Here is a 22,830-nt window from a genome sequence, read left to right on the forward strand (position 1 = left end):
CGTTATAGAGTTACAAAGAACTGGTAGGAAGAGTATTTACAATCAATCCCACCACCTTATCGGGACCATATAACCTAACTATTATAACACGAATCTTTAAAAAAAACTCGTATGATTACTATTTTTCTTACTAAGAAAATGTTTTCTAATCTTAACCAAATAAAAACTCTTAAAGTAGATGAGTTTCTATTTTAAGAGTGATGTTATAAACTAATTATTTTCTAGATAAAATTCAAACCGTTCTCCGACGTATTGGCTCTTTACATACTCAAAAGCCGTTCCGTCATCAAAGTAAGAAACCTGAGTCAAACCTAAAATAGCATGCCCTTTTTCAACTTCTAGGTAATGAGCTATCTTTTCTTTGGCTAAACGTGCGTATATGGTCTGGTGAGATTTACCAATTCGATAACCATGCTCTTGCAAGGTTTGAAAGAAGTGCTTGGTTACTTCTTCTTTTTTGAAATTTTTGATAAATTTCTCAGGAATAGAAGCAACTTCATAGACAACAGGAACCTTATCAGCATAGCGAACACGTTCCATACGAATGATATTGTCAGTTGGCAGTATACCTAGTTTAGCCACTTCTTGCTCATTAGGGATTGTCCGACGGTAGGAAATCAAGTGACTAGATGGAGTTTTTCCTTGAGCTTTAACAATCTCTGTAAAACTGGTTGTCCCTCGCATTTTTTCTTGAACACGTGTACTTGAAACAAAGGTCCCACTACCTACACGTCGTTCCAAAACTCCTTCTTCAACCAAGAGAGAGATTGCTTGACGCAAGGTCATGCGGCTAACGGCAAATTCTTCTGCTAAATCTCGCTCGCTTGGAAGTCTTTCCCCAATTTTCCAACTTCCCTCATCAATGTCTTTCTTGATTTGGTCGTGGATTTTCATATAAGCTGGTAACATGCTTGATCACTTCTTTTCTTTATTTTTTCCATTGTACCGTAACTCATAGGGAAAAGTCAAACCGCACTTGTTTAGTTGGTAATTCTAACCCTTTTATGATAGAATATTCAAGAAGATATTTCTTTGAAGAAAGGGAAAAGATGAGCAACATTTCAACTGATTTACAAGATGTCGAAAAGATCATCGTACTGGACTATGGTAGCCAGTACAACCAACTTATCTCACGTCGTATCCGTGAGATTGGTGTCTTTTCAGAACTAAAAAGTCACAAGATTTCGGCTGCTGAAGTACGTGCAATCAATCCTATCGGAATCGTGCTTTCAGGTGGTCCAAACTCTGTTTATGAAGATGGATCTTTTGATATTGATCCAGAAATTTTTGAATTAGGAATTCCAATTTTAGGAATCTGCTACGGTATGCAGCTAATTACCCACAAGCTTGGTGGGAAGGTTGTTCCTGCAGGAGACGCTGGAAATCGTGAATACGGTCAATCAACACTGACTCATACCGAGTCTCCGCTATTTGCTGGTACTCCAGATGAGCAGCTTGTCTTGATGAGCCACGGGGATGCTGTTACAGAAATTCCTGCTGACTTTGTTCGTACTGGAACTTCTGCAGACTGTCCTTATGCATCTATTGAAAACCCTGATAAGAAAATCTACGGTATCCAATTCCACCCAGAGGTTCGCCACTCAGTTCACGGTTATGATATTTTGCGTAACTTTGCTTTGAATATCTGTGGTGCAAAAGGCGACTGGACTATGGATAACTTCATCGAGATGCAAATCAAACAAATCCGTGAAAAAGTTGGAGACAAACGTGTTCTCCTCGGACTTTCTGGTGGTGTTGACTCTTCTGTAGTTGGAGTTCTTCTCCAAAAAGCTATTGGAGATCAATTGATCTGTATCTTTGTAGACCACGGTCTTCTCCGTAAAGGGGAAGCTGACCAAGTTATGGATATGCTTGGTGGTAAGTTTGGTCTCAATATCGTTAAAGCAGATGCTGCCAAACGTTTCCTTGATAAATTGGCTGGTGTTTCTGACCCTGAACAAAAACGTAAGATTATCGGTAACGAGTTTGTTTATGTCTTTGATGACGAAGCAAGCAAACTAACAGACGTGAAATTCCTTGCTCAAGGAACACTTTATACAGACGTCATCGAGTCTGGTACGGATACTGCTCAAACTATCAAGTCTCACCACAACGTTGGTGGACTTCCAGAAGACATGCAGTTTGAACTGATCGAGCCGCTCAACACTCTTTACAAGGACGAAGTTCGTGCACTTGGTACTGAACTTGGTATGCCAGACCACATCGTATGGCGCCAACCATTCCCAGGTCCAGGTCTTGCTATCCGTGTCATGGGAGAAATCACTGAAGAAAAACTTGAAACTGTTCGTGAGTCAGATGCTATCCTTCGTGAAGAAATCGCTAAAGCTGGCCTTGACCGCGACATCTGGCAATATTTCACTGTTAACACTGGCGTTCGTTCAGTTGGTGTTATGGGCGACGGTCGTACTTATGACTACACCATTGCCATCCGAGCTATCACTTCTATCGATGGTATGACAGCTGACTTCGCCAAGATTCCTTGGGAAGTTCTCCAGAAAATCTCAGTTCGTATCGTAAACGAAGTTGATCACGTCAACCGCATCGTCTACGATATTACAAGTAAACCACCTGCAACTGTTGAGTGGGAGTAAAGTTTCCTATAAAATAATAAATAATACTGCTGAAGCATGGACTACAGTGGTATTATTTTTTATAATTTCAATATTAGGAAAATTTCTCGACTCTCAACTCTTCTTTTTAAATCCTTGAAACCATGCTATAATATAGTAAGTATAGCTCCAATAACCTAATGATAAAGATTTCTTACATCATCCGTAAGTGTTATTCTACTCTGATTCATATTATAATGAAAGTAACAAAATATGGAGGTGTTTCACATGGAAACAATTTTACGAGTAGAATCATTAAAAAAGCATTATGGAAAAGAGCCGAATATCACCAAAGCCTTGAACGGTATATCTTTTCAAGTTGTCAAAGGTGAGTTCTTAGGGATTATGGGGAGCAGTGGTTCTGGGAAAACAACCCTTCTCAACTGTCTCGCTACTATCATCAAACCAACTGACGGCTCCATTCAAATGCAAGAAAAAGATTTAGGTCAGTTAAAAGGTAGTCAGTTAGCTGATTATCGTGGCAAGGAAATTGGTTACCTCTTTCAAAATTTTGAGCTTTTGGACAATCTGACAGCCAAAGAAAATATTTTACTCCCCTTGTCTTTGCACAAGGTCGATGAGAACGAAAGCAAGGTTCGGTTAGAATTGCTTTCCCAATATCTAGATATTTCTGAACTTCTGGATAAGTTCCCATCTCAATTATCAGGTGGTCAACGGCAAAGGGTAGCTGCTGCGCGTGCCTTGATTTTAGATCCTAAGATTGTTTTTGCAGATGAGCCCACAGGAGCTTTGGATTCAAAAAATGCGACCATTTTGATGCAAAAATTATCCGAAATGAATCAAGTGGAAGAAACCACCATTCTCATGGTGACCCACGATTCAGTCGCTGCCAGCTTTTGCAACCGCATCTTGTTTATCCAAGACGGAAAACTATTCCATGAAATTCGACGCGATTATCCAAGAGAAAGTCAAGAAGATTTTTACCACAGAATACTAAAGGTCATGTCTGCACTGGCTGGAGGTGATGGCAATGTTTTCTAAATTAGTCTCAAGAAATAGCAAGAGGGATCGAAAGAATAATGGCTTGTATTTCAGTTCCATGGTTCTTTCTATTATCTCCTTTTACATCATCCTTTCTTTGTCCCATCAAGATGTGATGATCTTTCTCAAACAAATAGAGAGTGACGCTGTAAATAAACTCTTTAGCATGATTCCCATTCTTTATGTAGCAACACTCTTTATTCTCTTTTTTCTAGTCTACTTCGCAAGCAGTATGCAGATGGAAAGGAGAAAACATGAATTTGGTGTCTATCTAACGCTAGGGATGCGAAGAAGCAAACTGTTCTTGCTACTTCTGCTCGAGGATTTGAGAAACAGTGTCCTTGCCCTTGGAATAGGCCTTCCTATTTCCATCTTGATTTCAGAACTGATTAGCCTAATAACCGCTAAAATTGTTGGGCTAGGAATTATTGAACATCAATTCTCTCTATCTACTACAGCTCTATTCTATACAATCATCGGTTTCCTAGCCGTAAAATTAGCTGTCTTTATCCTTTTAAGTGCAAAAACAGCTAATAAGGAAATCGGAGATCTGCTTGCCTATTCTCCTTCTGGTATGAAGAAACTACTCCCCAAGGGTGTGTATCTTCTTGCTTCCGTCTTCGGAATTTTGCTTCTAGGAACAGCCTATTACTTGGGTATGAGTGGGCGAGCTTGGGAAAGTGTCATAACTATGGGCATCACTGTTCTCTTGGGGACTCTCGGAACCATCCTACTCTTCTTTGGTATGCGTTTGTTTATAGACTTTTTGGTCAAGCTTAGAAGCAATCGAAAACTCCACACCTATAATTTTAGACAGATTCAGGAATTAGTTATCCAGCGCTCAACTATACTGGCTATCTGCTCCCTCTTAATCTTCTCTGCCTTGTGCCTCTTTGGAGCAGGTGTTGCCATTGCAAGTGGCAATTCAGGCAATCATACCCACGTTTTGGATTATACATTTAGAGATAGCAAGCAGGAAACAGATGAAAATCTTGATATGAATACAGTTAAAAAAGAGCTTGAAGCTGCTGGACTGGCATCACAGTTTTCAAAGATTCTACAAATCAAAGTGGGCGAACCGAAAGAACACAAATCCGTGTCCTTTGAACAGTTCATCAAGGTATTGAAAGAGCAAAAAGACAGCAAGAACAAGGAAATTTTGCTCCATAAATTTAAACAGTCTACTACTTCCCACCTCATACCAGTTTCTGAATACAATGAGCTTAGAAAGGCTGCCAGTCTCCCTCCTCTAGAATTAACTAGTAAGGAAGCTTACTTGTATATGGGGAAAGATTTCCTCCCAGATGAGAGTCTCGTCAACTCTGTCCTAAAGACAAACCCTCAAATCAAAGTCATGGGAAATGATATAAAATTGATTGGCGAAGTACAGTCTTTACCGATTGTAACAGATCGTGAAATCACCCTCTCTGTTGCCCTCATAGTCACAGATGAAGTCTTTATGAACTATACAGACGGTCACTATTCGAACTATGTCAGCGGTATCTTGGCTCCTGAGCTAATCAAGGAAAAAGGCCTGATGAAAGCTATCTCAGATACCAATGAAAAGCTAAATCAAACCTCTCTTGGTTATGAAAGCTATATACAAAATATGGGAAGACAATTATTTTACATTATCTCTGCCAGCTATATCACCATCTATCTGGCTATCATCTTCCTTGTTGTCGCAAATACAATCATCGGCGTTCAATTTTTGATGGGGCAGAGACAAACCTACAGACGATACCAAACCTTAATTCATCTCGGGGCCAACTATGAAACTCTTTGTGAATCGTCAGAAAAGCAAGTCAACTGGTATTTCGGTCTGCCAATAGCCCTTGCACTTATTAGTAGTAGTTTCGGTGTGAGCTCCCTCCTCACAGGAATAGTACCCGTTAGTGCAAGAATGGCTATGGGGCAGAAATTTATCACAGCCATGCTGATAGTACTGCTCTTAGCTGGATTTGAAGTCATCTATATAAAAATTGTAAAGAAAAATAGCAACAAGTACTTATTGTCCTTAATAGAACCCAAAAGAGACGAATAAGGTAGAATAAAATAAGAAAAGGAGGAGCTGATATGAAACATATTCTGGTTATTGAAGATGAAGCCTTGATTCGAGATGAAATTGTTATTTTGTTAGAGAAAGCGGGTTATCAAGTTGATAAGTTGACTGACTTCAAAGATACAAGCCAGCAAGTATTGCAATACGATACGGATTTAATCATACTGGATTTGAATTTACCAGGAGAAACAGGTTTTCAAATTTGTAAAAATCTCAAGTCCAAACGCTCTGTGCCCATATTGGTTCTCACCTCCCGTGAACAACTAAAAGATGAGATTTACGCCCTAAAATTAGGGGCTGACGAGTACTTAACAAAACCTTTCAAGAAAGAAAGATTCTTGGCTCGTATAGAAAACATCTTGAAACGCTATGAAGGTAGACAAAATTTGCTTGAAAAAGATAATTTCCTGCTGGATAGAAATACCTATACTCTTTATATCAACGGACATTCGATTTTACTCCCTCAAAATCAAGGGAAATTGTTAGAAACCTTATTAGTGACAACTGATTCTGTCGTCACAAAAGAAGAACTAAGCATGAAACTGTGGAATACAACTGAGTTCATTGATGAAAATGCCCTACAAGTAAACATTGCAAGGCTGAAAAAGGTGATGAAACAGGCTGGCATTGCCCTTAAAGTCAAGTCCGTCAGAGGTATTGGTTACAAGCTAGAAGAGGTAAGTCCAGATGAAACATAATCTAAAATATCTAGCTAGTTATCTGCCTTGGTTACTTGTTCTCTTAGCATTTGATCTATTTACAGCTGTCCTGCTTTGGCTTTCAGATGTGAGAATGTTTCAAGCTCTCATCCTGCTCTATCTTTTAGCTACAGTCCTGCTCTTTTTTATCCTATCACTCCTACTTATAAGAAAAGAAAGAAAAAAATTAGATGCTTATAAAGCCTTCATAGCCAATCCTAAGATAGATACGGAACTGGAATTATTGCGTTTATCAAGTGCCTCAGAGAAAGAAAGCATTGAAAAAATAGCAGATACACTTTATCAAAAGCAGGCTCAAATAGGAAAACTCAACTCATTACTAGCCGAGTACGAGGACTATGTTGAAAAATGGGCGCATGAGATTAAACTTCCTTTATCGCTTCTTTCCCTCCTTTTAGACAATCAAAGTGACCAACTACCTGAGGATACTGCTTTTAAATTGGACTATGTGAAAAATCAAATCCAAGGAAATGTATCACAGATCTTATTCTACTACAGGGTGAAAAGTGAGAAAAATGATTTTCTATTTGAAGACCTTGACCTAAAAGAGTGTATCCAAGATCTTTTGGAGAACTTTGATCCCTTGCTCAAAGAAAAGAATTTTACGATTAAGTTAGAGAACATACAAGGAATCTGCTACACCGATCAACGCAGTTTTGGATTTATCCTGTCTCAAATACTAGCCAACGCCCTTAAATATAGCTCTGACAAACCAGAACTCAAGATTTCTATGTCAAGTGACAAGGGGCGCAAAACCCTGATTATTAGGGATAATGGGTGTGGAGTTAAAGCTTGCGACCTCCCTCATATCTTTGAAAAAGGATTTACAGGTGATTCAGGAGAGACAAGGAAAAAATCAACAGGCATGGGTCTCTATCTTGTCAAACAATTAGCAGATGCTTTAAAAATCGACATCGTAGTAAAATCCGAATGGATGCATGGATTTGAAATCTCTCTTTCTATTTCGTAATTTTTCGATTAAGAAAATTGCCTACTCATAGAAAGCACATATTTTATACCAAAAAGGAAAGCTGTACTGACCCCAAAAAGTTGGACAAATAATTATTGAAAGGATTTAGTTCTGTATTGCACAGGGCTAAGTCCTTTTAGTTTGACTTTAATTCGTTGGTTGTTTTAGTTCTGGAGAATAATAACGATTCATCCCTTTCTTGACGATATCTATGCCATAACGGTCAATTAATTTCATCATGTACTTTAGACCAGAAACATCCACACCAAATCTTTTCGAAAGCTGTTTGAAGCTTTGTCCTTGCTTTCTTAGTTCATAAATCTGAACTTTATCTTCATAATTCAATTTCATAATAAAACACCTCAAAAGTTAGTTTTTTTCTGTCTAACTTTTGGGGTGCAGTTCAAATTTCTGACGGTATTTTAATATTTCATGATGATTCTTACCAGAAAAACTTTCGATAAATTCTAGCAATCGTTAAAAGGATAACGTAAAGTATACCTAAGATGGTTAAAACTATTTTTCCAGTACTCAATTCTGAACCGATGACCAATATATGAAAGAGAGGAGCGAGACCGGTACACACATATATCAAATAAGCAATAACATTTATTCACCAATCCCAGCAATAAAGTCTTTAAAATCTTTTATTTAACTTCTCCTACAATCTACTTTTAATTTAAGTATATTATAAACTTCAGAAAATTAAAAGAATGTTCTGATTAAATGATCATTTTAACAATATCATATACTAATGAATTCTGACAATTCCGATGTAGAACTATAAAAAAACAGTAAAACCACTTGGTTCTACTGTTTCATTTTTAAAATGTTTGACGCTTGGCTTTACGTTCTGCACGTCCACGGGCACGACTTTCTGCGCGTTTGGTTTTACGGCGTTTTTCATCGACAGCCCACTGGATTTTCTTTTTATAGCCTGGTTTCACTTTTTTCTTTTTCTTTTTAACCAAGCCAATCATTTCGATATCCAGTTTTTCCTGTTTTTTCTCACGATTGGCACGACGGTCACGGTCATAAGTGTCTTGGAATTCTCCATCTTTAACCACCTTAGGTACAAACTTAATTCCTAATTTCTCCAACTCACGGATATCAGAGTCATCGCTTGGTTGATAAAGGGTAATGGCTGTACCTGGTAGACCATTACGTCCAGTTCGTCCGACACGGTGAACAAAGAAGGACAAGTCTTGTGGAATAGCATCATTGATAACGTGGCTGACACCCTCAATATCAATCCCACGCGCTGCCAAGTCAGTTGCTACAATATATTCAAAATCAAGATTTTTGACCTGATTCATGATGCGCTTGCGTTCACGGGGTGCAATATCCCCATGAATCTTAGCGACCTTCAAGCCTTGAGCAACTAAGTAAGAGTGCAATTCATCCGCACGGGTCTTAGTATTGACAAAAATCATTGCCAGATAAGGTTGCATAGCCTGCGTTAGTTCATAGATTTGAGCATTCTTATCACGTCCCTTGGTCGAAATCAACCAGTTATCAATGGTGTCAGAGATAACTGTTTTTGTCTTGATCTTCTCCATAACAGGATTTGACAAATATTTTTTCAAGAAAGGTTGCAATTTTTGCGGAATAGTCGCTGAAAAGACCATGAACTGCAAGTCCTTAGGAAGACTTCCTGCAATCTTATCAACCGTCTCCAAGAATCCCATATCCAAGGTCATGTCGGCTTCATCGACTACAAAAGTCTTAGCCTTGTGAATAGCTAGGTCTCCAGATTTTACTAAATCATAAATACGACCTGGCGTCCCAATGACAATATGAGGCTGATTGCTTGCTAATTTATCAATCTGACGTGCCTTGTCTGTTCCACCAACATAGTTAACGACACGTACTTCTACATCCGAATGAGCTGCAATCTGACGTGCCGCTTGGTAAATCTGCGTTGCCAACTCACGACTTGGAGCTGTGATAACTGCCTGCACGCTATCATTCTCTTCATCCAATTGTTGGAAAATCGGTAACAAGAAAGTATGAGTCTTCCCTGAACCTGTTTTGGATTCACCAACCAAGTCGCGACCTGCAAGGACAATGGGAATCAGCTTATCCTGCACCTCTGTTGGAGTTGTAAACTTCAACTCCTCCAAGGCTTCCACAATATATTTTTTAAACTTAAATTTCGTAAATGACATAATATCCTCGATTCTATCTATCTTATAATTATACCATATTTTCATCCATTACTGTAGCATTGTCATTTAGACCAATTAAGATAAAGTGACAAAAATAAAAAAGCCCTCTGAATCTAGAGAGCTGATTTGAGCTCGGGCTAAAATCCTAGTGAAAAAGATGAAACTCCTTGTGTTTATCGAACACTGTGTCCTTTCCCTATTTTCATACGCATTTTTTACGCCCTTAGCATCATGATACTTGCTGGATAAAACGTTTATAGACTAGACGGCGAGCTGAAGATTGAACAAAAATTTTAGTGAGAGAAAAAAACTCCCCGAAGGGAGATCATTCTGGTTTATTTTACCTTACAGTGCTAGGAACCATAACCGGAGATAATATTTGAGTATATCGAGGTAAGGTGACAAAAATAAAAAGCTACTCAATCGAGTAGCCTTATTCCAAGATATGCTCAATTGAACACGGCCTAAGCACTTGGCAAAAAGCAAAAAGCCCTCTGAAGTCAGAGAGCTTGATTCTTGCTGGATAAAACGTTTTGAGACTAGGCGGCGAGCCGAAGATTGTTCAAAAATGTTAGTGAAACAAAAAATCTCCTCGAAGGGAGATCATTCTGGTTTATTTTACCTTACAGTGCTAGGAACCGTAACCGAAGATTATACTTGAGTATATCGAGGTAAGGTGACAACGCAATGTAAGTGGAAAATAAAGCAGATTAGCGACGAAGTCCAAGAGAGTTGATTAACTCACGGTAACGGTTAACGTCGTTTTTACGCAAGTATGCAAGCAAGTTACGACGGCGACCGATTTTCTTCATCAACCCACGGTAAGTAGCGTGGTCTTTTTTGTGTTGTTTGATGTGTTCGTTAAGGTGGTTGATTTCCCAAGTAAGGACAGCAACTTGAACCTCTACTGAACCTGTATCACCTTCGTGACGTGCATATTGTGCAATGATTTCATTTTTTTTCTCTTTTGAGATTGCCATGATGTTTCTCCTTTTTATTTGGCTTCATCCGAGTGACAGGTTGGCATGCCTGTAACCAAGAAGAAGTTATTTGTCTTTACGACATTTCCTATTCTACCAATAACTAAGTTCTTTGTCAACTGATTTACTATTCTTACCACAAATGTGCTATAATAGTTATAGGAAGGATATCTAAGGAGACAACTTGAAAAGAGAGGTGATTACCATGCGCAAATTCTCGCAATATCTCCCCTACTATCTGGTCATATTTTTCTTTTATTGGCCACTTTATGAGCTGTTATTATGGACTATTACTGAAAACTATATCTTGAAGGAGCTCACCATCGGCAACGTTATTATCTTCTCTCCACTGGTGACTTTCATAGTATCACTATTCTACTCTTATCGTTTCAAGTTCTCAGTTTGGTGGTTAATTGGAGTTGGATTGCTCTTTTGCTTTACCATCATTACTTTCGGAGAATTTATCCTTCTCTACCTCCTAGCCTATGAAATCTTTGCCCTTGCGGGTATGGCTGTCGGTGTCGCTATTAAGAATCTAGTGCAAAAACTTAAAAACAAAAAACTTTCACAAAAACCTTGAAAAATCTCGCAATCATGCTATAATAATGCATAGAGACAAGTCACTTAGACCCTTTCTACCAGAGAGTGCGTGGTTGCTGAGAACGCATAGGAAGACTATACTGATACTACTCTACTGACTTTTATGCAAACATAAAACGGTGGCCACGTTAGAGCCAATCAGAGGTGTCCCTCTTTTTTGAGGAACATAAATGAAGGTGGAACCACGTTGCGACGTCCTTTTTAGGATGTCGCTTTTTGTTTTTCTTGATTTAAGACTGCAAAATAGGGCAACACTTCTGCTTTATAAATAATGGATAACCAATATAAGGAGAACATCATGATTAACATTACTTTCCCAGATGGCGCTGTTCGTGAATTCGAATCTGGCGTTACAACTTTTGAAATTGCTCAATCCATCAGCAATTCCCTAGCTAAAAAAGCCTTGGCTGGTAAATTCAACGGCAAACTCATCGACACTACTCGTACAATCACTGAAGACGGAAGCATCGAAATTGTGACACCTGATCACGAAGATGCATTGGACATCTTGCGTCACTCAGCTGCTCACTTGTTTGCACAAGCAGCTCGTCGCCTTTTCCCAGACATTCACTTGGGTGTTGGTCCAGCTATCGAAGATGGTTTCTACTACGATACTGATAACCAAGCTGGTCAAATCTCTAACGAAGATCTTCCTCGTATCGAAGAAGAAATGCAAAAAATCGTTAAAGAAAACTTCCCATCTATTCGCGAGGAAGTGACAAAAGACGAGGCGCGTGAAATCTTCAAGAACGACCCATATAAATTGGAATTGATCGAAGAGCACTCAGAAGACGAGGGTGGCTTGACCATCTACCGTCAAGGTGAGTATGTAGACCTCTGTCGTGGCCCTCACGTCCCTTCAACAGGCCGCATCCAAATCTTCCACCTTCTCCACGTAGCTGGTGCTTACTGGCGTGGAAATAGCGATAACGCTATGATGCAACGTATCTACGGTACAGCTTGGTTCGACAAGAAAGACTTGAAGAACTACCTTCAAATGCGTGAAGAAGCTAAAGAACGTGACCACCGTAAACTTGGTAAAGAGCTTGACCTCTTTATGATTTCTCAAGAAGTTGGTCAAGGTCTTCCATTCTGGTTGCCAAATGGTGCGACAATCCGTCGTGAGTTGGAGCGCTACATCGTCGATAAAGAGTTGGCTTCTGGCTACCAACACGTTTACACTCCACCACTTGCTTCAGTTGAGCTCTACAAGACTTCTGGTCACTGGGATCATTACCAAGAAGACATGTTCCCAACTATGGACATGGGGGACGGTGAAGAATTCGTTCTTCGTCCAATGAACTGTCCACACCACATCCAAGTCTTCAAGCACCATGTTCACTCATACCGTGAATTGCCAATCCGTATCGCTGAAATCGGGATGATGCACCGTTACGAAAAATCTGGAGCTCTCACTGGTCTTCAACGTGTGCGTGAAATGTCTCTCAACGACGGTCACCTCTTTGTAACTCCTGAACAAATCCAAGAAGAATTCCAACGTGCTCTTCAGTTGATCATCGATGTTTATGAAGACTTCAACTTGACTGAATACCGCTTCCGCCTCTCTCTTCGTGACCCTCAAGATACTCATAAGTACTTTGATAACGATGAAATGTGGGAAAATGCTCAAACCATGCTTCGTGCTGCCCTTGATGAGATGGGTGTTGACTACTTTGAAGCTGAAGGTGAAGCAGCCTTCTACGGACCAAAATTGGATATCCAGGTTAAGACTGCCCTTGGAAAAGAAGAAACCCTCTCTACGATTCAGCTTGACTTCTTGCTTCCAGAACGCTTCGACCTTAAATACATCGGAGCTGATGGTGAAGAACATCGCCCAGTTATGATCCACCGTGGGGTTATCTCAACTATGGAACGCTTCACAGCGATTTTGATTGAGAACTACAAGGGTGCCTTCCCAACATGGCTAGCACCACACCAAGTAACCCTCATCCCAGTTTCTAACGAGAAACATGTGGACTACGCTTGGGAAGTGGCTAAGAAACTCCGTGACCGTGGCGTCCGTGCTGATGTGGATGAACGTAATGAAAAAATGCAATTCAAGATTCGCGCTTCTCAAACTCAAAAGATTCCTTACCAATTAATCGTTGGTGACAAGGAAATGGAAGAGAAGGCTGTAAACGTTCGCCGTTATGGTCAAAAAGAAACTGAAACTATGCCAGTAGATGCATTTGTAGAATTGATTCTTGCAGACATTGCTAACAAATCTCGTGTTGAGAAATAAACCATTTAACCTGGAACAAAATCTCAGCCACCTAAAAAGCAACAACTATTTCAGTTGTTGCTTTTTTATATTTTGATTATGCTGAGCTAATAGTGATTGGTCAAACCATCACAAATGGTAGCCTCGTCAACAATTCTTTCTATCCACTAATTTTTGGGTGTAGGATATCCTCCCAAGATTTGCTTCCATGAGTTAGATAAGTTGACTATCCTCAATCCTTGTCTGCTTCATTTTCTTTTACGAGATCGTTTTGTGAATCTTTTTCAGAGAGTTTTTGATCAATATACTTGTCAATGTTTTCATAAAATTCCTTGGTCGCTTCACTATCTAATGTTGGCGAGTTCTGAACTTGATTCACTTTCAATTGAACAGATTGAATACCGTAAGAGGCTTGTTTTTGGTGGAGTGTTTCTAATTCTTCTTCTGAAATCGGATCTCCAACAACCGTCAAGACCAATTCATTGTTACTTGACTTGTAGACTTGATTAATAACCGTATAATTGGCGAACTCTTTTCCTACAAACTGTTTGATCCCTTCTTTGCGCGCTTGTTCTATTGTCAGAGTAACTGCCGAATAGCTAGCTGGAAGAATCAACAATACAATCAAAGATATCAAGCCAATTCTCATTTTAATGCTCAGCTCTTTAAATGAAGTTAAAGGAGATTTTCTCATCAAAATTCTTGTTCCAACAATGTTGGCTAGCATGATAAAGACACAGTTGATCAAGAAAAGATAGAGAGCCCCCAATAAAAATCGTACATTCCCATTAGCTAAACCATAGCCAGCAGTACAGATAGGCGGCATCAGAGCTGTAGCAATGGCTACTCCTGGCACGATATTGTTTGCTTCTTTTTTCCTTGAACCGATCACACCAGCAATCCCACCAGCAATAGCAATGAGGACATCCCAAATGGTTGGAGAGGTTCGTGCAATCAACTCGCTACTTGCATAAGACAAGGGAGAAATCCAGAAATACAGAGTCGAGACAAGCAAACTGACCAACACTTGAGTCAATAAAACCTCTAGAGATTGCTTGATTAAACGCGTATCAAAAATAGCTAAACCGAATCCCAGTCCAACAATCGGTGTCATGAGAGGTGAAATCAACATGGCTCCTATAATGACAGCTGTTGAATTCATATTTAGTCCGATAGAGGCAATAAAAATTGCACACATCAAAATCGCTGTATCTCTCAATCGAACATGAAGGTCATCATATAATTTCTCACGGTATTCACGTGTTGAATAGTTTCCGGACATTGGTTACTCCTTTTATTTCATATAATCTTGTTTCTGCATGGATGATAGTAGAGAGACATCTGTCCAAACTGACATATTTTTAATTCTCACCTGTCATTCTTTTGAACATTATCTTTTAACTATCCATCAGTCCATCCTTGATATTATATCAAAAATTATACAACCTTTCTTTGAAGAACTCAATCAATTTAGAAGATAGAGAACGGAAAAAATTCTGGTCACCTTTTTCTAAGAACAAAAAACTGCATCTCCTATATAAGAAGATGCAGTTTAATGATTAAGCATGATGAGTGAGTCTGGTTTTCCAATTTTGCATCATGCAAATCGCCCATACTGTTGCGATCCCCTAGGTAAGCCCGCAAATTATGGCTACTAAGATAGGTATCCAATATAATCTAGGATTCCTCTGTCAAAATAACTTTCAGACTTTACATTACATCCTTTATTTTTATATTTGAACAATCTTACGATAACTTCTTGAAGTAATCATAAAGATTAGGACATAGACTAAAGCAAAGATACCACAAATGGAAAGAGTTACGCTTAACATCATGGCTGTATCCACAACCCCAATGACCTTAAGAATCAAACTTAGCATATGATAGGCAAATGCCAAGTGTAGGAAAGCAAATATTACAGGGAGGAAGAAAACAGTCAAGACTTGCTTGTTAATAGTTTGTTTGATTTGTTTTTGATCCAAGCCCACTTTTTGCAGGATGACAAAACGTTCACGGTCTTCATAACCTTCTGAGATTTGTTTATAGTAGATGACCAGAACAGTTCCGACCATAAAGATAATGGATAGGAAAATACCGATAAAGAAAACACCACCAAAGAGGGCACTCATCTGAGCACTAGCATCTGATAGATTACTACCATAAACATAGCTACCTTCAGTGTTTAATTGAGCATTAAACTTTTGTAGATATTTTTCATACTCGTCAGCGACCTTGAGTTGTTCTTCTTCGCTGGCATTTACATTCATGCCACCGTAAAACTGATTATAGATAGCCGAATCTGGGAATTGATCCAAAAAGGCTTGTAAATCAGGCACAACAAGGTAATTGTAATCAGCAGTCAAAATATTAAACTGATTTGGGACATGGTTGACAATGAAATCTTTATTAAATTCTTCTTTTACAGAAAATTGATGGTCATTTAGAGTTAGAGCTTTCTGTTCTTTAACTCCCTCATTCTTTGCAAAGAGTCCGACCTCATTTCCTGATAGAGACAGTTTTTGACCAGTCATATTTTCATAATCTTTTTGGTCAAATACCATGAAAACTGTTGTGGGTTGGACACGGTTTTGTCCTTTTTCAAAAATGGTTAACTTAGTTCCTTCTTGGTTCGCAACACCAAAGTAAGTATAACGAAGCACTTCTTTCTCTTTAATCGTATAACCTTTGTCACTTGCAAACTGGCTCAAGAGTTTGTCCAAATCTTCTTTATCAACATTTTGCCCTGAAACCCCAAAATCATGAGGATTTAGAACTTTTTTAAAGCTTTCTGAGGCATTGAAAATGCTTGTCGCTGCTGACATGGTTACCAAAACCATGGTTGACAAAATTGCGATAGTTGCCAGTCCAACCGCATTTTTCTTCATACGGAAAATCAAGTTGGACACTGAGATGAGATTATTTGGTTGGTAATAGTATTTTTTATTTTTCTTTAAGATTTGAAGGAAAACTGTAATCCCTGCATTAAACAAGAGATAGGTCCCAAAGATAACTAGTAAAACAGCTAGGAAGAAAGTTGTGAGAGCTGTAAGGGGATCTTTTACCGTAAGGGCAAGATAATAGCCAATCCCTAAACTAATAGAACCAAGAATAGTTTGGAGAGGTAGGAAACGACCTTTTTTCTCACCACTAGCTTTCTCACGTGAGAGCTGGAGGGCATTCATGCGGGCGATTCGAAGGGCATTTAGGAACATGAGACCTAGGAAAATCAAGCCAAAAACAACAAGTACTGTAATGACAACTTTCATCTGGAAGGTAGCGACCAGTTCAACCTTTAATTTCATCAGTTTGAGCAAGAAAGCGAAAATCAGATTGTCAAAGAGGGCACCAATACCAATCCCAGCAGTGACTGTTACTAGCCCAAATATCAAGAGTTCCTTAAAAGTCATACTAATCAGATGGCGCTTCTCCAAGCCCAACATGCCATAAATTCCTAGTTCCTTAGAACGATTTTTCATGACAAAACTATTGGCATAGAGGACGATAATGGCTGACGCAAGGGTGACGACAAACATACCAAATCCAAGAGTAGCTTGAATCGTTTCACCTCCACGGATTTCCGCAATCTTGGGATTGAAGGTCAGAGAGTAAAAGAGATAGCTGATAGTGACTGCTAAGAGAACAGCCAGTGCAAAGGGATAATAGAGTTTGTGGTTTTTGATTAAGTTGGATATGGCCAACTTATTGGTTAATCGAAACATACTAGTTCACCTCACTTGCCATAACAGTCAAGGTGTCAGAGATTTCTTGGAACATCTGACGATCCGTCTTTTCACCACGGTAAATTTGATTATAGAGAATACCGTCCTTGATGAAAAGAACACGTTTTGCACGGCTGGCCGCAGCTGTCGAGTGGGTTACCATGAGAATGGTTTGCCCTTGTTCGTTGATCTGATCAAAGATATCAAGGAGGGCTGCAGATGATTTAGAGTCTAGGGCACCTGTTGGCTCGTCCGCAAGGAGAATTTCTGGTTCTGTGATGATAGCTCGTGCAACTGCAACCCGTTGTTTTTGCCCTCCAGAGATTTCATAAGGGTACTTCTCCTGCAATTGGTTGATGCCAAGATTTTCGGCCGTCACGACCAATTTTTTCATCATTTCTGTAATAGGCTTTCTAGACAATACCAAAGGGAGTAAGATATTGTCTTTAACAGAAAGCGTATCTAACAAATTGAAGTCTTGGAAGACAAAGCCTAACTTTTCACGACGGAAGCTTGATGCTTCAGAATTTTTAATGGTAGCTGTGTCAGTTCCATTTAGGAAGACCTGTCCACGCGTTGGCTTGTCAAGCATAGCTAGAATATTGAGTAGGGTTGATTTACCGGATCCAGACTCACCCATGATAGCAACGTAGTCGCCTTTTTCAACGGTAAAGTGAATATCTTTCAGGGCTTCTACTTGGTTGCCTTGAAAGCGAGTTTTATAAATCTTTTGAACGTGTTTTACATCTAATAGTGTCATGATAATCTCCTTCTTAATATCCCATTAATTGAAACTGAGCCTGCATCATTTGAATGCCGAGCTCAACTCGCTCGATATCCTTTAGACTCGGTTTACTTGTTTGTTTCTTTTGTAAAATATTTTTCATAGTTTCGCTCCTTTATCTTTATGATATAAAGTGTACTCTAAAAAAAGAGTTGGTTCCATAACATAACCTTACAAATGGAGCTTTAATCTTACATTTTTGTAAGATTACATTTTTTATCTAATTGAAGCCTTTTTTCTCACAATATCAAGGTCTAAAGAAGAGCTTGAAAGGTTTCTTCCAAGCTCTTCACAATTCTTTTCATTCAATCAGTAAATTCACTTCAGAGAATTTAATCCTCACCGTTGTTCCTTGACCAAGTTCAGATTCGATACGGATTTGATGACCTAATTCTTGGCTAATTTTCTGGGTTAAATAGAGACCAAGTCCAGATGACTGCTGGGTCATTCGACCATTATATCCTGAAAATCCACGTTCAAAGACTCGCAACCGATCACTGTTTTTGATACCAATCCCAGTATCCTTGATGCAAAGTTCTTGACCGTCCATGTAGACTTCAATCCCACCTTCATTTGTGTACTTAAGGCTATTTGACAGGATTTGTTCAATGACCACCAACAACCATTTTTTATCCGTCACAATGCTTCTATCCAAGTCATGCATATTAATACTTAGGCTTTTCTGGATAAAGAAAATTGCATATTTACGAATGACTTCCTTGACCAGATCTTCTATATTTTCTTTTTTCAAAACTAAATCATCATGGAAGCTTTCTAAGCGTAGGTATTGCAAAACCAAGTTGGTATAAGAATCAATTTTGAAAATTTCTTGTTCCAATTGTCGCTTAAGCTCTCGTTCAGAAACTTCTGCCACTAATAGACGGATTGCTGCTATGGGGGTCTTGATTTGATGCACCCACAAGGTATAGTAGTCTAGTAAATCTGTTAGCTTGCTTTCCGCTTCTGATTTCTTTTGATAAAGCTCAGCTTCGCGTTCGTCCAATTTTTCTGCTAGAGCACATTCCAAAGGAGATTTTGGTTCTCTTTCAGAATAAAGCATTTCCTTACGATAAACTTCTGCTTCTACTAGGATATCCCAGATGAAAAATAAAAGGGTTAGAAAACTACAAAGCAGAAAGAAGTAAAGAAAGTAAGAACCTAGATTTGTAAATAAAATGTGAAAGGCGAGGGCAAGGCAGCTAATCAAAAAAATGAAGACTAGAAGTCGAATCCGTGAGTGAAGATAGGCTAGAAAAAATTGTCTCCAATTAAGCATGTTTTAACCCGTATCCTATCCCTTTCTTAGTTTCAATAAATCCTACCAAACCTTGCTCTTCCAACTTTTTACGCAAGCGCGCAACATTAACAGAAAGAGTATTATCGTCGATGAAAAAGTCACTATTCCAGAGTTCTCGCATCAGATCATCACGCGCCACGATATTACCTGCATGTTCAAATAAGACACGCAGGATTTGAAATTCATTCTTTGTTAAACTGATAGTTTTTCCATTGACATGCACATCCATCGACTTGGTATTGAGGATAACTCCTGCATACTCCAAGAGACTTTCATCCCGCCCAAATTCATAAGAGCGGCGCAATAATCCCTGTACCTTAGCTAAAAGGACCTGCTGGTCAAAAGGCTTGGTCACAAAATCGTCAGCTCCCATATTAATAGCCATCACGATATCCATAGCCTGGTCTCTCGAAGACAGAAACATAATGGGAACTTTTGAAATCTTACGGATTTCCTGGCACCAATGATAACCATTAAACAAGGGAAGACCAATATCCATCAGGACCAGATGAGGCTCAGATTGAGCAAATAGCGTTAGAACTTCCATAAAGTCTTCTACCATAACTACTTCAAAACCCCATTCGGAGAGCATTTTCCCAACTTGTTGACGGATTACTGGATCATCTTCTACTAGTAAAATCTTGTGCATGCGCTCCTCCTTTACTCTTGTTCAAAAATCAAAAACCTTAATAAAAAATCTATGAATTAGTAACTCAACTATTTGGCTATTTATCTTTCAAATCCAGATTCGGAAACGAAAGCTAAATAAAGAATAATCCCATTGATATCATACCTTATTTTTAACTATAGTTCCAGCCTTATCCTATATTTTCCTTTTGTGCTCATTTAGTTAGCGTTTCTTTAACTTATTTAATAGATCTAGCCTTCTTATTGACAAGCTAGCCATGATTTGTTAAAATATGAATGAACGAATAGGTTTATTCATTCATAAAGCAAAGGAGGTTAAATCATATTGGACAAAAAACAATCTTTAAAGACAGCAGCCTATGAAGTTTTTTCGAAAAAAGGTTACAAGGCAACAGGAATTTCAGAAATTGCTAGGCAAGCTGGTGTTGCAGTTGGTTCTTTTTATAACTATTACGAGAGTAAAGAAGCCATTTTTCTAGACATCTATATAGATGAAAACAACCGTGTTCGCCAAGCTATGATCGAAGAACTGGATTGGGAAATTGACATGATCGACCTCATTGGTCAACTATTTGCTCAGTCTAGAACTCTCGTTTCTTCCAATAAAATCCTTGCAGAATGGTACAATCCTGCCATCGCAGATGAGTTGCACAGTTACTATTCCTCGGAAGAAGGCAAAGTCGCAAATCCTTTTCATCAATTTCTAGTAAAAACTTTTACAAATCGTATGCAGGCTGAAGGGTACTCGCCAGAAAAGATTCAAGATATTTTACAGGTTTATAATCTGTTTTACTATATGGATATGCATATCACGGAAAAAGATTTTCCAAATATTGGCAAAACTGTTGAAATACTTGCAACCAACTTCATTAAAGGAGTTCTAAAATAAAGAATGGATTTCTTTATTTTTTGAAAATATATGAATGAATTTTTTTGTAGTTCATTCATAAAATTAAGAACAGGAGTCATAAAAAATGAAAAGAGGTAAAAAAATGTTTATTATCATTCTATCAACACTTGGAGCGCTATGTATTATAACTTGGGGTGCCATCGCTTATCTTGGACGAAGCCAGACATTATCGATAAAATCCATCGAAAACCCCAGCGGAGATCTATATTTAATTCATATCACAAAACCGAGTCATCAAATCTGGAAAGCTGGGGCTTATGCTAAGTTTACACTCCCTGATACCTCGTCTACTGCTAGTAAATATGAAGCTAAGGGAGAGCAAACCAGTCGATGGCTAACCATTGCCTCCACACCTGATGAAGATGAAATTCTCATTTTGACTCATAATAGCGGTAGTAACTTTAAGAACACCTTAACACATTTACCGGCTGGCAGTGAGATTGAGATGAGTTGGCTGGATTCCTCTTTGACTGTTAAAGATACGAATAAGCCACTAGTTTGCTTTGCATCTGATGTCGGCATTTCTGCTCTACGCCCTCTTATCAAAGAATGGGCTGGTAAATGTCCGATTATTCTCAACCATTTTGATAAAGGAGTTACTATTTTCGATAATGAGATGAAAGAACTTGCTCAAAAAACACCGAATTTCACTTATAAAACTAGCGATGAACTTTCTCAAAGTCAAGAATTTTTAAAACGTGCTATTGATGAATACGGCAATCAAGCCAGCTATCTCATCACAGGTCAGCCTGATGATGTAAATGAGATGAAGAATTTTCTAAAAGAAAATGGGATTGATAGCAAAAATATACAAGTAAGCTCGTTTAGAGGTTTGAAATAGGAGCAATCTATCTTCTATGTATTTCAATCAAACCCTAGTAGGTCATTCGAACAAGCCCACTAGCTAATTCTAGGTAAATGTGATAGAATAAACATAGAGAAGGAGCTTTTATGGCCAATATTTTTGACTATCTTACCTATGTTCAATACGATTCTTTTTACGATATTCCCTTAAATGAACTGGATGTACTTGCTTTGACAGAGCTGACTTATCTTCCTTTTGATAACTTATTAGACCAATCCGTCAATCGTTTAAGCGATGTCGCAACACGTGTCCCACGAGAAAGCACCATGTTGACCAATAAAGAACGTCTACAACTCTTAGACCAACTCTCCCAACACAAGCGTTTTAAAAATAGCAAGCTTTCTAACTTCGTTAATGATATTGATGTGGAACTCCAAAAACAATTCGCTGCGATGACCTATCGTCTGAATCTAGATACCTATCTGATTGTCTTTCGTGGCACAGACGATAGTATTATTGGCTGGAAGGAAGATTTCCATATGACCTATATGAAGGAAATTCCTGCCCAAAAACATGCTCTTGAATACTTGGAGGATTTCTTTAAACAATATCCAAAGCAAGAAGTAATCATTGCCGGACATTCTAAAGGTGGTAATCTAGCTGTCTATGCTGCCAGTCAAATCCAACCTGATTTGCAGGAAAAAATATCTGCTGTTTATACCTACGATGCTCCTGGTTTGCAGGCTCATCTGACTGAAACCAGCGGCTATCAGGAAGTAATCCCAAAAATTCACCGTTATGTCCCCCAGGGATCCGTCATTGGAATGATGCTTGAAGTTCCTGATACTCCTATTGTTGTGCGCAGTCTGGCCTTAGGTGGTATCGCCCAACACAATACTTTCAGCTGGCAAACTGAAGGAACTCACTTTGTCCAACTAGAGGAAATTAGTAGAGAAAGTCTACAAATCAAAGACACTCTAAAGGAATGGATGAACAGTGTCCCGGATGAAGAACTAGAGCTCTATTTCAATCTCTTCTTTGGAACTATTTTAGAGTCTGGGATCAATTCTATCAATGATTTATCTTCTACCGGTGCTATCGAACACATTCATCAACTGGTTTCCCAAGCTCAAACACTAGAGCCCGAGCAAGTCGAAATCTTAAGAAACCTGACACAACTCCTACTGGATGCCCGCTTCCAAGCTTGGAAAAATCATTTTTAATGAGTTAAAAGTCCCTTCCTTTATGGAGGGACTTTCTTGATTGTTCCTATTTGTTCCTAATTTTTCTCTTCTGTGTTATACTAGTAGCAGTA

The 22,830-nt window shown here is 38.8% G+C and carries 19 protein-coding genes and 2 pseudogenes; 10 read left to right on the top strand and 11 right to left on the bottom strand.

Features of this window, described 5'->3' with window-relative positions; all coding sequences use genetic code 11:
• Positions 1-210: 210 nt before the first annotated feature.
• Positions 211-909: a GntR family transcriptional regulator gene (locus QM941_RS07280; RefSeq protein WP_414258855.1), complete on the bottom strand. Its 699-nt coding sequence runs from the start codon at positions 907-909 to the stop codon at positions 211-213.
• A gap of 140 nt (positions 910-1,049) precedes the next feature.
• Here QM941_RS07280 and guaA point away from each other — a divergent pair, with 140 nt between their 5' ends.
• From guaA to QM941_RS07305, 5 genes are all read left to right on the top strand, one after another.
• Positions 1,050-2,612 (top strand): glutamine-hydrolyzing GMP synthase, encoded by a 1,563-nt coding sequence (gene guaA, locus QM941_RS07285; protein WP_414339969.1) that lies wholly within the window; start codon positions 1,050-1,052, stop codon positions 2,610-2,612.
• Positions 2,613-2,858: 246 nt separating this feature from the next.
• Complete coding sequence (locus QM941_RS07290) at positions 2,859-3,632, top strand: ABC transporter ATP-binding protein (protein ID WP_414339970.1); 774 nt, start codon at positions 2,859-2,861, stop codon at positions 3,630-3,632.
• Positions 3,622-5,676 carry an FtsX-like permease family protein gene (locus QM941_RS07295; protein ID WP_414339971.1) on the top strand — a complete coding sequence of 685 codons (2,055 nt, stop codon included), beginning with the start codon at positions 3,622-3,624 and terminating at the stop codon, positions 5,674-5,676. The genes QM941_RS07290 and QM941_RS07295 overlap by 11 nt, the downstream gene beginning before the upstream one ends.
• 32 nt (positions 5,677-5,708) lie before the next feature.
• On the top strand, positions 5,709-6,392 hold the full coding sequence (locus QM941_RS07300; protein WP_414339972.1) for a response regulator transcription factor: 684 nt from the start codon (positions 5,709-5,711) through the stop codon (positions 6,390-6,392).
• A complete protein-coding gene (locus QM941_RS07305; protein WP_414339973.1) occupies positions 6,382-7,383 on the top strand; it encodes a sensor histidine kinase in 1,002 nt (333 codons plus the stop codon). The genes QM941_RS07300 and QM941_RS07305 overlap by 11 nt, the downstream gene beginning before the upstream one ends.
• Before the next feature lie 92 nt (positions 7,384-7,475).
• On the opposite strand, the gene QM941_RS07310 is transcribed toward QM941_RS07305, so the two are convergent.
• From QM941_RS07310 to rpsO, 5 genes and pseudogenes are all read right to left on the bottom strand, one after another.
• The gene (locus QM941_RS07310; protein ID WP_223311177.1) at positions 7,476-7,535 is read right to left on the bottom strand and encodes an IS3 family transposase; all 60 of its coding nucleotides are present in this window, start codon (positions 7,533-7,535) and stop codon (positions 7,476-7,478) included.
• A gap of 7 nt (positions 7,536-7,542) precedes the next feature.
• A pseudogene (locus QM941_RS07315) lies at positions 7,543-7,734 on the bottom strand (helix-turn-helix domain-containing protein); the annotation flags it as partial.
• A 91-nt stretch (positions 7,735-7,825) separates the two neighbouring features.
• Positions 7,826-8,034: pseudogene (locus tag QM941_RS07320) on the bottom strand (hypothetical protein).
• Between the two features lie 173 nt (positions 8,035-8,207).
• A complete protein-coding gene (locus tag QM941_RS07325; protein ID WP_414339974.1) occupies positions 8,208-9,551 on the bottom strand; it encodes a DEAD/DEAH box helicase in 1,344 nt (447 codons plus the stop codon).
• Positions 9,552-10,261: 710 nt separating this feature from the next.
• Positions 10,262-10,531 (bottom strand): 30S ribosomal protein S15, encoded by a 270-nt coding sequence (gene rpsO, locus QM941_RS07330; protein ID WP_001018251.1) that lies wholly within the window; start codon positions 10,529-10,531, stop codon positions 10,262-10,264.
• 205 nt (positions 10,532-10,736) lie between these two features.
• Here rpsO and QM941_RS07335 point away from each other — a divergent pair, with 205 nt between their 5' ends.
• Positions 10,737-11,111, top strand: coding sequence for a hypothetical protein (locus tag QM941_RS07335; protein ID WP_414340075.1), 375 nt, complete (start codon positions 10,737-10,739; stop codon positions 11,109-11,111).
• Between the two features lie 318 nt (positions 11,112-11,429).
• The gene (thrS, locus tag QM941_RS07340; RefSeq protein WP_414339975.1) at positions 11,430-13,373 is read left to right on the top strand and encodes a threonine--tRNA ligase; all 1,944 of its coding nucleotides are present in this window, start codon (positions 11,430-11,432) and stop codon (positions 13,371-13,373) included.
• A 211-nt stretch (positions 13,374-13,584) separates the two neighbouring features.
• Here the strand turns inward: thrS and QM941_RS07345 are convergent, their stop codons facing one another.
• From QM941_RS07345 to QM941_RS07365, 5 genes are all read right to left on the bottom strand, one after another.
• Positions 13,585-14,634 (bottom strand): DUF389 domain-containing protein, encoded by a 1,050-nt coding sequence (locus tag QM941_RS07345; protein ID WP_247943612.1) that lies wholly within the window; start codon positions 14,632-14,634, stop codon positions 13,585-13,587.
• Between the two features lie 448 nt (positions 14,635-15,082).
• The gene (locus QM941_RS07350) at positions 15,083-17,071 is read right to left on the bottom strand and encodes an ABC transporter permease (RefSeq protein ID WP_414339976.1); all 1,989 of its coding nucleotides are present in this window, start codon (positions 17,069-17,071) and stop codon (positions 15,083-15,085) included.
• 1 nt (position 17,072) lies between these two features.
• Positions 17,073-17,831 carry an ABC transporter ATP-binding protein gene (locus QM941_RS07355; protein ID WP_006152604.1) on the bottom strand — a complete coding sequence of 253 codons (759 nt, stop codon included), beginning with the start codon at positions 17,829-17,831 and terminating at the stop codon, positions 17,073-17,075.
• Positions 17,832-18,156: 325 nt separating this feature from the next.
• Positions 18,157-19,131 carry a sensor histidine kinase gene (locus QM941_RS07360; protein ID WP_414339977.1) on the bottom strand — a complete coding sequence of 325 codons (975 nt, stop codon included), beginning with the start codon at positions 19,129-19,131 and terminating at the stop codon, positions 18,157-18,159.
• Positions 19,124-19,801: a response regulator transcription factor gene (locus QM941_RS07365; protein ID WP_414339978.1), complete on the bottom strand. Its 678-nt coding sequence runs from the start codon at positions 19,799-19,801 to the stop codon at positions 19,124-19,126. Before QM941_RS07365 ends, QM941_RS07360 begins: the two co-directional genes overlap by 8 nt.
• 318 nt (positions 19,802-20,119) lie before the next feature.
• Between QM941_RS07365 and QM941_RS07370 the strand changes: the two genes are divergently transcribed.
• From QM941_RS07370 to QM941_RS07380, 3 genes are all read left to right on the top strand, one after another.
• Positions 20,120-20,689 (top strand): TetR/AcrR family transcriptional regulator, encoded by a 570-nt coding sequence (locus tag QM941_RS07370; RefSeq protein WP_414340076.1) that lies wholly within the window; start codon positions 20,120-20,122, stop codon positions 20,687-20,689.
• A gap of 85 nt (positions 20,690-20,774) precedes the next feature.
• On the top strand, positions 20,775-21,551 hold the full coding sequence (locus QM941_RS07375) for a ferredoxin reductase (protein ID WP_414339979.1): 777 nt from the start codon (positions 20,775-20,777) through the stop codon (positions 21,549-21,551).
• 110 nt (positions 21,552-21,661) lie between these two features.
• Complete coding sequence (locus tag QM941_RS07380) at positions 21,662-22,738, top strand: DUF2974 domain-containing protein (protein WP_414339980.1); 1,077 nt, start codon at positions 21,662-21,664, stop codon at positions 22,736-22,738.
• Positions 22,739-22,830 lie beyond the last annotated feature (92 nt).

The sequence above is a fragment of the Streptococcus timonensis genome (assembly GCF_047460355.1).
Lineage (GTDB): Bacteria > Bacillota > Bacilli > Lactobacillales > Streptococcaceae > Streptococcus > Streptococcus timonensis_A.